Here is a 13,327-nt window from a genome sequence, read left to right on the forward strand (position 1 = left end):
TCATTTAAGAGGTGACAGGAATGAGTCCTGACCATATTCGCAAGCCTGAAGGGTTTGTCGAGGAGAAGTTATACGTGCTCCCGGAATACTGGATGAAGGAACTGGAACAGGAGGAACTGACTTCTTCTTTGTTTATTACAGACATTGGCTATTTCCCTAATGCTAAGTATCATTTCAGGGAACGCCTGGAGGGCAGTTCGTCGCATATATTCATCTTTTGCGAAGCAGGAGAGGGCTGGATTGAGCTGAACCATGGAGAACGGATGAACCTGCAGCAGGGAGACATGATGATTATTCCTCCCGAAATCGCACACCGTTATGGGGCAATGCAGGAGAGACCCTGGAGCATATACTGGTTTCATTTCAAAGGCAACCACGCGAATAGATTGGTGAAGCTGTTTGGATTGTCTAACGCTCCAACCTCTTTATCACCAAGCGGCAAAGCCCGTTTAATTGAATGGTTCGTACCTGCCTTTGAAATGCTGGCCGAGCGGACATATGCCTTGACTACCCATGTACATGTGGCCCAGACCACAAGACAGCTGATCTCTGGAATCGGCTTAAATGCAGGGAAATCGACACAGGGGAAGAAACGCGAATCTTATTTGGAGCAGGCGATTCAATACATGAATGGACATATGAGCAGCTCCATTTCTCTTATCGAACTGGCTAATCATGTCGGGGTATCCAAACAGCATCTGATCTATTTATTTAATTCCGAAACTGGAGTCTCCCCAATCGAATATTTCTTGCGGCTCAAAATTCAGCGAGCAGGTCATCTGCTTGATCTTACCGAGATGAGCATTAAGGAGATCAGCTCTGCAGTGGGCATTAGTGATCCCTACTATTTCTCCCGGCTCTTCAAGAAGATTTCGGGTTGCTCCCCCTCCAGTTACCGGAAAATCCCGAAAGGCTAAAATTCACATAACCTAATTGTCTACGTCCAAAAGTGAGCGCCGTGGTTCTGCAAGAAATATGTACTAATTCCGATTTTGTTGTCTGTATTTCACAGGAGTTATTCCGAAATGCGAACGAAACATGCGTGTAAGGTGGTCGCTGCTCTCATAGCCTACATCCTCTGAAATTTCACTGACTTGCCGTTTGGTATACAGTAAGAGCTCTGCTGCCTTCTCCAAACGAAGCTTACTGAGTGTATTTCCAATCGTATCACCAACCTGCTCTTTGAACAGATGGGACAAGCGTGAGCGGGACAGGCAACTAATTCTCGCCAGGTTTTCCAGTGTGGGCTTCTCACGGAAGGATTGCCGCAAATACTCCATAACCTCTATGATACGGGGATCCATCTGATGCTGCTCTTCCGAACAGTCGGCGCACAAGAGCAATAATGCCTGCTCCAGAGCATTCAGCGCAAGTCTTCGGCTGAGCTCCCTTCCGCTGTGTTCACCATAATGCAGCATCCGTCCCATGGCTTCCGGGAAAGCCTGATCCTTAGGGGAAGAATGAGCAGGCAGATGAACAAACCGGCCGGCTTGTCCCGGCAAGCGAAGCCAACTGCTCCATTCCGGATTGGGGATGAAATGCACCCAAGTGAAGGACCACTCTTCACTGCTGACTCCATAGTGATGAGGAATTCCCGGAAGCAGAATGACAACTTCACCTTCGTGACACTTCATAGTCTTCTGGTTGATTACAATTTCCCCGCTGCCGGAGTGGGTATACATCAGCAGCCAATCGATGCTCCCCGATGGCCTGTGAATATAATATGGACTTTGTTCCGTGTAATGTCCGGACACGAGAATCCCATAAGGGCGAAATTCTTCTATAGCATAATCCGTCGGTTTTTTAGCCATATCCGCACTTCCTCCTCATCAAATAATACGGTTAAATAAAGACATAACGAATTATAGTCCTCTTGTTCACACAAGAGAATATACCGAAAACCACCCATGACTTCAAGGAGGAAGAAACAGGTATGAACACTATCCGCCAAACCGTATCCTATACGCTTGATACCCCAGACAAGCAGATTACTCCCGGAAAATTGTCGAACCAAGGAGGCAGTAATCCGGCTGGGAAATCCTTCGGCTTCACGAATTATTACATGACGCAGAACGGACTTCCTTATATCCCAGTCGTCGGTGAATTCCATTTTTCCCGGTTCTCCTATCTACAATGGGAAGAAGAATTGCTGAAGATGAAAGCGGGTGGCGTACATATCGTTGCCACCTATGTATTCTGGAATTTCCATGAAGAGGAAGAGGGCAAGTTCAATTGGTCTGAGAACCGCAACCTTAGACATTTTGTAGATCTTTGCTCCAAAATTGATTTCCCGCTGATTCTAAGAATTGGTCCCTTCTGCCATGGTGAGGTGCGTAATGGAGGGATCCCTGACTGGGTATTTCATTCTCCTATCCAAATCCGTTCCAACGATCCTGCATATCTCGCATTAGCTACCCGTCTCTACCGGCAAATTGCCAGACAAATTAAAGGCCTTTATTTTCAAGAGGGCGGTCCTGTCATTGCCGTTCAACTCGATAATGAGTTCATGCACTGCGGAGCACCTTTTGACTCCTGGGGTTATAAGGGCGGCGTTTACCTGTCATCAGGTACTGGTGGCAGAGAGCATCTGAGCGAACTCAAACGGATTGCACTGGAAAGCGGAATTTCTCCGTTTCTATTCACCGTTACCGCCTGGGGCGGTGCAGCAGTTCCTGAGGAGGGTGCGCTTCCCATGCTTGCAGGTTACGCCTACACTCCATGGATTCCCAATCAGCCGCCAAGCAGAGAATTCATCTATCAGGATCTTCACCATACCCCAGTGGAATCTATGGATTTCGAAACGACGGATTACCCGGTTGCTTATTGTGAGATGGCGGGTGGGATGCAAGTAAGCTACACTGCGCGTCCTTATGTACCTGAGGCAAGCATTGAAGCGATGACTCTAGTGAAATTGGCCAGTGGCAGCAATATGCTGGGCTATTATATGTATCATGGCGGCTCTAATCCCGTCGGCAAACATTCCTATATGAATGAAACTTCACTGCCCAAGATCACTTATGACTATCAGTCTCCGCTTGGCGAATTCGGACGAGTAGGTAATTCATATCATCGTATCCGCACGCTCTCTCTCTTTCTTGAAGCCTTTGGAGAACTCCTTGCTCCTATGGGTACGGTTATTCCAGAAGGTCAAAATGAACTTCATCCGACAGATACCTCTTCTCTCCGCTGGTGTTTGCGGCAAAAAAACGGCTCTGGTTTTGTGTTCCTGAATAACTTTCAGGATCATGTAGAAATGCCTAATAGGGATCTGCGTATTGAGTTGCTTACCAAACAGGGACCCGTTAATTTCCCTCACAGCGGCACCTTCAATCTGGGAAATGGCCTGGGGGTAACCCTTCCCTTCAATCTCAACCTGGACGGGCTGCGGCTGGTCAGCGCTACAACCCAATTGCTTACCAGCCTGAAGGATGGAGTTCATACCACCATTGTTTTGTTTGCGCATGAAGGAATGAAAGCAGAGATCATTCTTCACGCTGAGGAGATTCTGAGCATCGATTCAGGCGAGGGATCTGCGGAGCTTAACGGAGATCGATGGATCATTGCCCCTGCGGTCGGTAAAAGCAATCAAGTAAATATCACCATGAAGGATGGAAGAACCTTTACACTCCTCACCTTAAACCGCAAGGAAGCCCTCGGCACCTATCGCTTCTCCCTCTGGGGACAAGAAAGGATAGTCATTGCAGGCAACGGAAACGAGGGGATGCATTTATTTACTCACTCGGGCCAATTGATATGCATTTCCCCGGATGTAGCAGAATTTACTGCCTCTATCTATCCGGCTCCGTATTTTCAGATGTCACTCAGTATTGGTTCAATTGACTCAGCAGAACAGGACGGTGTGTTCCTCACTTACTTTATCAGAGTTGAGGGTTACACACCTCAGATGGATGTGACTTTTACATCTGAACGGGCAGCACTGCTAAATATTGATTCAGAGTGGCCTGAGCAGGTAGACAATGTGTCGCTCCAAATTAGTTATGATGGAGACGTGGCGAACGCATTCCTGTCAAGTCGCATGCTTACCGATCATATTCATTATGGTCATCCGTGGAATATTGGACTTAAGGAATTCAAAGATGAGCTGGAGAAACAAGAACTGCATCTGGCCATTTTCCCGCTTCGCAAAGGTACTACGCACAGCTATGTGAATCAGGCATTTATTGAAGTATTTAATGGTGTTGAAATTGCGGAGTTCCATAGTATTCAGGCAATTCCTCATTATAAAACAGCTATGTTCCCGCAAGTATAATGATTTAAGTTTGTGCCGGACTGCAAGAACAGGGTATTCCAAGCTAGTGTTCTCAGCTTGAGAATACCCTCTTAATATTTCTGACATTTTGCCATTAAGATTAATCGTCGCCGAACGCCTCCCTATTACAACTGCATTCTTCAGCCGTATTAATGAATCGTGGAGCAGATAAGTCTAGCATTTCACTATCATTGGATAACTTTACGGATGGAAGAGAAAACTATGGTGCTTCCGTAGGAGCGACTGGCTCAAGCACAGATACAATATGCATGAGTTTACTACACCTGTAAAAATAGCATCACACCAATATCGGCGAAACCCCGTTCATACTTACGAATGATAATACTTGTCCACAAGCGCACTATACACCTCATATCTGTTCTCCCATACCCGTTTCCGGTTTCCGAATGGCTTACCGTCCAGCAGTGCTGCGATCACTTCCAGACAGACATGCCACCCCGAGAGATCTTTGGCTGTATGGTCCGTAATTTTGCCCATGGTTTCGATTAATTGCAGCCGGCAGCCTTCCCGCTCCGGAAGCAGCTCAAAACGAACCTTGTCCTCTCCCCAAATAAATTCCAATACGGAGTTCCGCTCAAAATCAGTAATTTCCAATTCCAAAAAGGTACCGTCCCGCATATCAAATTCGATGATCCCGCCGGTCCGTAAATCCTTTACCCTCAGCTCGGAGAACCATTCCTTCAGCAGTTCATTTTGAGTCAACATCGCCCAAACGGTATCCACAGAATGCTTATAATGGAATACAAAGGTGGCTGTGAAGCCTTCCGGGACCGCTACAATCTCAGCAATCATTAATAGTTCCCCTTTTCTGTGATTATTAGTATGCTTATCCTTTAAACTGTAAAGTATTTACAACCAGATCGCAAATGGAGTGATACTTATGAGAAAACTGCCTTTTATCTGCCTATTATTAGTCCTGCTGTCATTAAGCATTGCCGGTTGTGAACGCGATACCGGATATTCAATTCAAAAAGCGATTGATAAAGGCGATCCGATCTTTAAAGATTTGAATTACGATGGGCAAGTGATCAGGTATAGTGTGGACAACTCCAACGATGAATATGGGGGAGCCGGTAAAGGTATTAAAACGGATGTTTGCACAGAGATTACAAAGGAAGACAGCGGCAGCGGGGAGATTTTCTATTCGATCAGCGGATGCACAGCCGACAATCCGGAAATGAGCTATTTTCTGATCCGCAAAAAGAAGTAAAATGCAGCGTACAAGCAAACGGACAACCGCAAGGTTGCCCGTTCATTTAACCCGTATTTAGGATAGAAACTTATTAAACAACATAGTCTTCCAGTGAAATCCGGCTGCCGCCCAGACTGGCTTCAGGGCCCGCACCCACCCCAAGGGTGAGCTGTAGCTGATCGCCGCTTAAAGTCTGATATTGGACCGACAGGTCATTTCCGGTGCTGAACTCCGGCGCTTTATTCGTCATTGCCGTTGCAAAAGCAGGCAAGTCGCCAAATCCCAGCTCTGCTGCCTCTTTCACCGGAACAGCCTCCACGGCAACTCCTCCCGGCATTCCTGTAACCGTAACCTCCAGATAGTCCTGCCGTTCTTTCAACTCGTAGCCCTGGGACAAGTAAACAGCAAAGTAGACTTTACCAGCCCTCCCGAACAGCGCCTCCTGCGACTTGATCCACTCCCCTTTGGGCAGAACCCCTACGACAGAGTCATTCTCTCCTTCCGGAACGGGATACAAGGAAAGGACCGTACTCTTGTGAAACAGCACCTCCATATGCGGACTCTGATGGCGGGGATCGCCTTCCCGATAGCCTTGACCGGGATGGAAGAAATACAGCCGGTTGCTCCCTTCCTGTACGCCAATTGGCAGTGAGAAGGCCCAGCGCAGCTGTTCGTTGTCAAATTCCTCTACCCGCTCCCACATACCTCCAGCCGCATAATCCTCCGTGATATAAGCGTATGAATGCAGCAGCGGCTGAGGATCCGGGTCACTTGGCACAACCTTCCGGGTCAGCTTCTTGACTTCAACAGGCACGCTACGGTCCAAAGCAGCGGACCGTACCTGCTCCGGTGCTTCATAGAATAGTAATCCGGCATATTCAGTTCGCGGCATCTCCGCAGGCAATTTGAAGTCTCCAAACTGCACATAATCATGCAGCACATTGCCGTCTGCCGGAACATCATGCGGCCAGCCCCGGGAATGTGCGCCTACCCAGGCGCCCTGAAGGTAGAAGTGCCCCCGTTCCTTCCACAGATAATCCAGCATTTCTGCCAGCATGTCTTTGATCTTAGGGTCCTCTTCCAGCTCCCAGGCACAGGTAAATGCCTGCACCCAATGCCAGAACCACGGCAGGCTGCCATACTCCGGCATGCCATTCCCGCGGATATAGACCAGTGTATTCTGCAGGCTGAGCAGTCCGTCCTCGCGTAATTCCTCATCATCAAACAGCTTGCCGAAGATCAGCTTCGCTGCGGTATATTTAGCTTCATGATGCCCGAAGGTCACCACCGGTTTGCGGTAAAATCCGCTGCGGTAGATATGGCCGATGCCCGTATGAAAAGCAATTCGGAGTCCTGCACTGAACTCGCTGGAATAATGCTTGCAGAACCAAGCCATCAGGCTGCCCATTATTTCCACCGGAAGCTCATGCGGCGAGGCCTCCCGCGGCAGCGGGTTCAGGCCAAGCGGCCAGTGTCCGTATAGCGCAGTCCCGGGCTGTCTGTTCTGCAGCAGAACGGTTTCCAGCAGCACGGCTTCCGCCTTCTGCTTTGCTGCTACACGGTCAAAGGGCAGCTCGCGAGACGGGTCTACGGCAGCTGCGAACAGGTAAGAGGCATAATAAAAATTATTACGCACATCATCGTGGAACCAAAGACCGCTCTCCAGCAGCGGACGGCTCTCCGCTTCCCGCGCTACATTATATATAATTTCATCCTGACGAATTTTATAAGGACTCTGATTGACATCCACCATTACCGGTTTCACCCTCCATATTTTAAGTTTCTTTTTATCGATCTCTGCCCACTCTCAGGAATCACGACTTCAACAACATCCCCTTCACTCTCCCTGGACCTTGTATTTTAGTCTATTGTGCACGCTTTCGGTTCATATGGCAATCTTTAAAAGCGATAAATAAACTAAAATAAACGTACTAAAAAAGATTATCACTTGCCAAATGAACGTAAATGGATTAAATTGTACCTATACGAACGAAAATACGTTTTTGAAGGAGATTGAATATCCAATGGAAAGACGTTTCGCCTCACATCCCAACGAAGTTAAGCAGTTTGATACTGAGCGCCTGCGCAAAGAGTTCCACATTCCCGTTATTTTTGCTCCGAATGAACTGAAGCTTGTGCTTACCCATGAAGACCGCATGATCGTCGGCGGTGCCAATCCCGTAACCGAAGATGTTGTGCTTACCACGGATCTGAAGGAACTGGGAGTCACTTACTTCCTGGAACGCCGTGAACTGGGTATCATCAATGTCGGCGGCAAAGGTTCAGTTGTTATAGACGGAACAGAATATGAAATAGATTTCAAAGAATGCCTGTATGTCGGCCAAGGTTCCAAAGATGTGGTGTTCAAAAGCGCAGACAGCGCCAAACCGGCGAAATTCTACCTGAACTCCGCTCCGGCTCACCAGTCCTATCCTACAACCAAAACTACACTCGCCGAATCCGAATCCGGAGCAATGGGTGGTCTGGAGAACTCCAACGAGCGTACGATTCACCGCTTCATTCATACCAATGGCGTACAAAGTGCACAGCTGGTCATGGGTATGACACAGCTCAAACCGGGCAGCATGTGGAATACAATGCCTTCCCATACTCATCCGCGCCGGATGGAAGCCTACTTCTATTTCGATCTTCCGGATGACTCTATCGTGTTCCACCTTATGGGCGAACCTACCGAAACCCGCCATATCGTGATGCACAATGAACAGGCCGTCATTTCCCCAAGCTGGTCAATCCACAGCGGTGTAGGCACGCATAACTATACCTTCATCTGGAGCATGGCCGGTGATAACAAACGTTATGATGATATGGACCCCGTAGGTATGAAAGAATTACAATAGAAAGAAATCAACTACGGAAAGATGAGGCAGGCGGATGAACCCGATACGGCGACACGAGATGATTATGGAAGTTATGCTGAACCAGAAGGACGTAACGGTAAACGAATTGAGCGACAAGCTCCAGGTGACGGGAAAAACAATCCGCGAGGACTTAAGCAAGCTGGAGGAACAGGGATTGATCGTGCGTGTGCACGGCGGTGCTGTATTGGCCCAAAGTGATCAGTTCGGCATTCTGCCTTCCAAGAACCCGCTGGATAAATATTCCGACGAGAAAACGGAGATTGCGCTGCGTGCGCTTGCCCATATCGAAGAGGATGACATCATTGCGCTGGACGGCGGGAGCACCACGCTTGAAATTGCCCGGAGGCTGGACAATATGCCTCTGACGGTCGTCACCAACGATGTGTACATCATCAGCGAACTGGTTCCCAAAGACAACATACGTCTGGTTGTTCCCGGAGGCTACCGCGTCCGCAACATGCTCGCAGGTCCCGAAGCTGTCTCATACGTGCAAAAGCTAAATATACAAAAAGCATTTCTGTCGGCTACAGCCGTGCATATCGAGCATGGGCTGTCTATTTACACCGGTGATTTAATAGATTTCAAACAGGCCTTGGTCTCCACGGCCCGCAAAGTATTCGCCGCCTGCGATCATCATAAATTCGGGCATACCGCTTTGCGCACCTTCGCTTCACTGCAGGAAGTGGATGTGCTGCTTACGGACAGCGGTCTTGCACCCGAAACGGTGGAACAGTTCCGCAGTGCGGGCGTCAATATTGAATGCGGATAATTAATTGCACTTTTTTAAAAAACTTAAGTACAAATTCCACAATCCCCACTCAAAGGAGAGAATATTAATATGTCATCATTATTCAGTCTGGCTGGTAAAACAGCCATCGTAACGGGCGCTGCCCAAGGTCTTGGACAAGGTATTGCCCTTGCTTTTGCGGAAGCTGGCGCAGACGTTGTTTCTGCCTCCCTGAACACAAGTGCGGAAACCGTTGAAGCCGCCAAAGCTTTCGGTGTGAAAGCTATCGGCATCGAAGCTGACCTGAGTGACCACACTACCCTGCAGGGCATGTTCGACAAAGCGCTAGAATTGACCGGCCACGTTGACATCCTGGTCAACTGCGCTGGCATGATCCGCCGTACTCCGGCCAAAGACCATAGCGAAAAAGACTGGTTCGATGTCATCAACCTGAACCAGAATACTGTATTCCTGCTGTCGCAAATTGCCGGCCGCCACTTCCTGGAAAGAGGGTCCGGTAAAATTATCAACATTTGCTCCATGCTTTCCTACCAGGGCGGGATCAATGTTCCGGGTTATACTGCAAGCAAACATGCGGTTGCCGGTCTGACCAAAGCATTCGCCAACGAATGGGCCGGTTCCGGTCTGAACATCAACGCGATTGCTCCAGGTTATATGGCCACAGAGAATACCGCTCCGATCCGCGCGGATCAAAGCCGTTCCGACTCGATTCTGGACCGCATTCCTGCCGGACGCTGGGGAACTGCAGAAGATGTTAAGGGACCTGCCGTATTCCTGGCTTCCGCTGCTTCTGACTACCTGAACGGTCATATTCTGGCTGTAGATGGCGGATGGCTGGCCAGATAAGTATTTTACTGACCCTAATAATAGAAACAGCAGCAGTCAGGGACGAGAAAATAAAATCCCAGGCTGCTGCTTTTTTTTGACAATCGTTATCTGATAACCTCATTATACCCTATTCACTGTTAGTTCAAGAATGGCTGTGCTCCATCCGACTTCTATATAAGTTCAAGATTCGGACTTGCTCCTCACTTAGCTCTTTAGCATTCCAATACATATGCATTAAATTATATTCAAACAATTCTTTTAATTTCATGAATAGCGGTAGTTTCGTAAGCATCTCGGAAGAGAGCTCATTCTCCTCTTTATATCCATCTACTAACGCCCTGGTAATGGATCTTTCATAATCTCTGAGGTTCTCTCCCCCTGAGAAGGAGAACTCCAGTGCAGAATAGATAGGAACGGCTAAATCGTATACATAATAATGTTTTTCACAATCTTGAAAATCAATCATCGTTAGCTTGGAGTCACTGTCTACAAGGATATTTTCCAGCCACAGGTCTCCGTGTATTAAGCCATAATTTGAAGACTCCTGCGGCAGTTCCTTAATTTTGTTTACTACATCGTGTGCAAATTCCCGTATGGTTTTCTCTTCTGCAGGAATGTATTTAAGAAAATCGTATTCTTTAGACTCATACCAATGATTGATATGTGCAGTAGTCTCAGAATTCATATATCCTTTACTGACCCGATGCATTCTGCCTATTTGTTGTCCAAGATCTTTAAATACCGTTTTGTTCCATTTTGAACGTGGCAGATGAATTCCTGATGCAGCCTGAAATACAACGACCCGTTTCTCTTCCTCTAACTTTATTTTCCCAATGAATGAATTATTAATAGTGGCTATAACCCGGGGAACCCCTATACCTTGGTTAAAAAGATAATTCATCCAATTCACTTCATCTAATTGTTCTTGATAGGACTTATAATTCGTTATTCGAACAAAAAAAACACCTTTTTGAGATTGGCAGCGGTACATTTCATTTGTTACGGCTTTAACATCATAAAAATTAATAGGATATGTATTATTTAGAAATTGCAATATTCTTTCTTCCATAGCGTTGTTTACCTCAACTTTCTAAATGCAGCTTCAACATTCAACAAGATTATAACAAGCAGACTCCCTATATGGCAGGTAAAGTTTCTTTATAAATTATTGTGCGTTAATTTCAAGCTGAATCATCAATCTAAGCACGTACGAAAAAACACCCCGGCATCACAGGCAAGTGAGCTTGCACAGGTTACCGGAGCGTGGGGATTGATGCAGTATGAATCTTATTACACTGCCGGCGTTACGATTGGCAAGGTGACAATGAATGTTGTTCCCCTGCCAGGTTCGCTTTCTAACCGGATGTCACCATGATGAAGCGATACGATCTGTTTAACGATGGCAAGCCCCATACCGCTGCCCTCATACTTACGGCTGTGGGAACGATCAGCCTTAAAAAATCGCTCAAATATACGCTTCTGGTCTTCGGGGGAAATACCAATGCCAGTGTCGGATATTGTGACTGTCACGTTTTTGTTATCCTGTGTAATGCTGACGGTAATAACGCCGCCATCCTGGGAAAATTTAATGCTATTGCCGAGAATGTTGGTCCATACCTGATTTAGCTGGTCATGATCTCCCGTTAGCATAACTGCCTTCAGTTCGAGCTCGAAAGTGATGTTGCGAGCCGACCATTGCGGCTGAATCGCGACAATGACCCGCCTAATCTGTTCATCAAGACTGAGCGTTGACAGAGTCAATTGCTGTGACTGCGATTCAAGCAAACTCAGCTTTAGCAGGCTAGCGCTCATCTTGGACATCCGATTCGCTTCATTGATGATAATGTCGAGATAACGTATCCGATTATGAACCTCGATATTTTCTTGTTTGAGCGCCATTGCATAACCGGATATCGAGGTGAGCGGTGACTGGATTTCGTGTGACACGTTTGATACGAATTCCCTGCGCAGCTGCTCCAGCTGCTGCAGGTCGTGCGTCATTTCTTCAAAGCTGCGAGCCAGAGTACCTAGCTCATCCTTTTGCTTAATATTCAGCTTCACACTGAAATCTCCATCTGCGATACGCTTAGTCGCTATGGTCAGCTTTTTGATCGGACTGACTAGGAACCTGGCAGCAACCAGAATCAATAGGCTTCCTGCGATCAACGAATAAGTTATAAAAGTCAAAATCCACTTTCGGTTGAAAGCGGCAGAAGGCGGGCCGATTGATTCTAAAAATATCGCTTTCGTACCCGTTTCAGTTGTCAAAGGCAGCCCTAAGAGAACAGTAGCATAACCACTGGGATTTACATGAACTATCTCTCCATCTATTACTTTTTTCAGTTGTTCCATACTCACAGTGACAGGTTTGTCTCCGTTAAGCGATCCATAAGACTTGAACTTACCCGTTTCTTCGTAAATTCGAATATAAAAAGATTTGAGCTGATACATTCCACTTACGAACTCGTCCGCTTCAGTCAATGGAAGGGTTTCGTAAAGCCGGGTGACATCCTGGCCAAAGTGAAGTAAAGGCATTAGCATGTTTTCGTTCAATTTATCTTTATATACCCAAACAGCCACATACAGGGCAAGGACTGTGCCCCCGATGACGGAGACTAGAAATGTCAGGACGATACGTGTATATAAGGATCTGATCATTCGTTAACCTCAAGCCGGTAGCCAAGTCCGCGCACCGTCTCGATACGAAAATGTGGTGTAGTCGCGAACCGTTCGCGCAGCCGTTTAATATGTACGTCGACCGTTCGGTCATCTCCAGCGTAATCGATCCCCCAAATTTGATCAATCAGCTGCTCACGTGTATACACTTGCCCCGGTGTTCCAGCAAGCTTATACAACAGCTCGAATTCCTTGAGCGGCAACGTGAGCGACTCCGTCCCTCTCATCACCTTATAGGTTTGCCGGTCAAGGATGACGTTGCCGAACTGGATCGGTTGCGTAGAGCCAATCCGGTATCGTTTCAGCAATGCCCTGACACGAGCTGTCAACTCTAACGGATCGAATGGTTTCGTCAAATAATCGTCCGTCCCAAGTTCGAACCCTTTCACTTTCTCCCAGGTTTCACCTCTCGCAGTCAACATAAGTAATGGAAGGTCAGGATTGGCTCTTCTGAGCTCCTTGCATAACGTCCATCCATCCATAATTGGCATCATTATATCGAGCACGACAAGATCAACATGCGTTGAGGCGTAGACGTTCAGTGCTTCTTTGCCGTCCACGGCTTCAACTGTCTCAAATCCGTCGTTGCGCAGAAACAAGCAAACAAGTTCGCGAATGTTCGCATCGTCGTCAGCAACCAGTATAGTAGGCATTCGTTCCCTCTTTTCCTGTTGTAGATCCTAGCATTATACTATGAATCAACCCAAAATAAA

General features: G+C 47.3%; 12 protein-coding genes. 6 read left to right on the top strand and 6 right to left on the bottom strand.

Going from position 1 to position 13,327, the window contains the following annotated elements; translation table 11 throughout:
* Nucleotides 1-20: 20 nt before the first annotated feature.
* Nucleotides 21-917, top strand: a complete 897-nt coding sequence (locus ACAN56_RS03120) for an AraC family transcriptional regulator (protein ID WP_379140351.1) — start codon at nt 21-23, stop codon at nt 915-917.
* A gap of 63 nt (nt 918-980) precedes the next feature.
* Here ACAN56_RS03120 and ACAN56_RS03125 read toward each other — a convergent pair whose 3' ends face one another.
* Complete coding sequence (locus ACAN56_RS03125; RefSeq protein WP_379140353.1) at nt 981-1,811, bottom strand: helix-turn-helix domain-containing protein; 831 nt, start codon at nt 1,809-1,811, stop codon at nt 981-983.
* A 122-nt stretch (nt 1,812-1,933) separates the two neighbouring features.
* On the opposite strand from ACAN56_RS03125, the gene ACAN56_RS03130 reads away from it, so the two are divergent.
* Complete coding sequence (locus ACAN56_RS03130) at nt 1,934-4,270, top strand: beta-galactosidase (protein ID WP_379140355.1); 2,337 nt, start codon at nt 1,934-1,936, stop codon at nt 4,268-4,270.
* 330 nt (nt 4,271-4,600) lie between these two features.
* Here the strand turns inward: ACAN56_RS03130 and ACAN56_RS03135 are convergent, their stop codons facing one another.
* The gene (locus tag ACAN56_RS03135; RefSeq protein WP_379140357.1) at nt 4,601-5,083 is read right to left on the bottom strand and encodes an SRPBCC family protein; all 483 of its coding nucleotides are present in this window, start codon (nt 5,081-5,083) and stop codon (nt 4,601-4,603) included.
* An 88-nt stretch (nt 5,084-5,171) separates the two neighbouring features.
* Here ACAN56_RS03135 and ACAN56_RS03140 point away from each other — a divergent pair, with 88 nt between their 5' ends.
* The gene (locus ACAN56_RS03140; protein ID WP_038593264.1) at nt 5,172-5,501 is read left to right on the top strand and encodes a DUF4362 domain-containing protein; all 330 of its coding nucleotides are present in this window, start codon (nt 5,172-5,174) and stop codon (nt 5,499-5,501) included.
* 73 nt (nt 5,502-5,574) lie between these two features.
* Here ACAN56_RS03140 and ACAN56_RS03145 read toward each other — a convergent pair whose 3' ends face one another.
* Entirely contained in the window at nt 5,575-7,248 is a 1,674-nt protein-coding gene (locus tag ACAN56_RS03145) for a hypothetical protein (RefSeq protein ID WP_379140360.1), read from the bottom strand.
* A 259-nt stretch (nt 7,249-7,507) separates the two neighbouring features.
* Between ACAN56_RS03145 and kduI the strand changes: the two genes are divergently transcribed.
* The 3 genes from kduI to kduD all read left to right on the top strand — a co-directional run bounded on the left by kduI (nt 7,508) and on the right by kduD (nt 9,956).
* A complete protein-coding gene (gene kduI / locus ACAN56_RS03150) occupies nt 7,508-8,341 on the top strand; it encodes a 5-dehydro-4-deoxy-D-glucuronate isomerase (RefSeq protein WP_379140362.1) in 834 nt (277 codons plus the stop codon).
* A gap of 34 nt (nt 8,342-8,375) precedes the next feature.
* Entirely contained in the window at nt 8,376-9,131 is a 756-nt protein-coding gene (locus ACAN56_RS03155) for a DeoR/GlpR family DNA-binding transcription regulator (RefSeq protein WP_038593273.1), read from the top strand.
* A 69-nt stretch (nt 9,132-9,200) separates the two neighbouring features.
* Nucleotides 9,201-9,956 (top strand): 2-dehydro-3-deoxy-D-gluconate 5-dehydrogenase KduD, encoded by a 756-nt coding sequence (kduD, locus tag ACAN56_RS03160; RefSeq protein ID WP_342435824.1) that lies wholly within the window; start codon nt 9,201-9,203, stop codon nt 9,954-9,956.
* Between the two features lie 124 nt (nt 9,957-10,080).
* On the opposite strand, the gene ACAN56_RS03165 is transcribed toward kduD, so the two are convergent.
* The 3 genes from ACAN56_RS03165 to ACAN56_RS03175 all read right to left on the bottom strand — a co-directional run bounded on the left by ACAN56_RS03165 (nt 10,081) and on the right by ACAN56_RS03175 (nt 13,267).
* Nucleotides 10,081-11,007, bottom strand: a complete 927-nt coding sequence (locus tag ACAN56_RS03165; protein WP_379140364.1) for a phosphotransferase enzyme family protein — start codon at nt 11,005-11,007, stop codon at nt 10,081-10,083.
* Nucleotides 11,008-11,228: 221 nt separating this feature from the next.
* Nucleotides 11,229-12,596: a sensor histidine kinase gene (locus tag ACAN56_RS03170; protein WP_038593279.1), complete on the bottom strand. Its 1,368-nt coding sequence runs from the start codon at nt 12,594-12,596 to the stop codon at nt 11,229-11,231.
* The gene (locus ACAN56_RS03175) at nt 12,593-13,267 is read right to left on the bottom strand and encodes a response regulator transcription factor (protein ID WP_038593282.1); all 675 of its coding nucleotides are present in this window, start codon (nt 13,265-13,267) and stop codon (nt 12,593-12,595) included. The genes ACAN56_RS03170 and ACAN56_RS03175 overlap by 4 nt, the downstream gene beginning before the upstream one ends.
* Nucleotides 13,268-13,327: the final 60 nt, after the last annotated feature.

The organism is Paenibacillus paludis (assembly GCF_042610515.1).
Lineage (GTDB): Bacteria > Bacillota > Bacilli > Paenibacillales > Paenibacillaceae > Paenibacillus_AQ.

Bases quoted from the DNA above. Each gene is read 5' to 3' on its own strand.
- ACAN56_RS03165 (WP_379140364.1), bottom strand. From the start codon at position 11,007: ATGGAAGAAAGAATATTGCAATTTCTAAATAATACATATCCTATTAAT.
- ACAN56_RS03155 (WP_038593273.1), top strand. From the start codon at position 8,376: ATGAACCCGATACGGCGACACGAGATGATTATGGAAGTTATGCTGAAC.
- ACAN56_RS03140 (WP_038593264.1), top strand. From the start codon at position 5,172: ATGAGAAAACTGCCTTTTATCTGCCTATTATTAGTCCTGCTGTCATTA.
- ACAN56_RS03135 (WP_379140357.1), bottom strand. From the start codon at position 5,083: ATGATTGCTGAGATTGTAGCGGTCCCGGAAGGCTTCACAGCCACCTTT.
- ACAN56_RS03130 (WP_379140355.1), top strand. From the start codon at position 1,934: ATGAACACTATCCGCCAAACCGTATCCTATACGCTTGATACCCCAGAC.
- ACAN56_RS03170 (WP_038593279.1), bottom strand. From the start codon at position 12,596: ATGATCAGATCCTTATATACACGTATCGTCCTGACATTTCTAGTCTCC.
- kduD (WP_342435824.1), top strand. From the start codon at position 9,201: ATGTCATCATTATTCAGTCTGGCTGGTAAAACAGCCATCGTAACGGGC.
- kduI (WP_379140362.1), top strand. From the start codon at position 7,508: ATGGAAAGACGTTTCGCCTCACATCCCAACGAAGTTAAGCAGTTTGAT.
- ACAN56_RS03125 (WP_379140353.1), bottom strand. From the start codon at position 1,811: ATGGCTAAAAAACCGACGGATTATGCTATAGAAGAATTTCGCCCTTAT.
- ACAN56_RS03120 (WP_379140351.1), top strand. From the start codon at position 21: ATGAGTCCTGACCATATTCGCAAGCCTGAAGGGTTTGTCGAGGAGAAG.
- ACAN56_RS03175 (WP_038593282.1), bottom strand. From the start codon at position 13,267: ATGCCTACTATACTGGTTGCTGACGACGATGCGAACATTCGCGAACTT.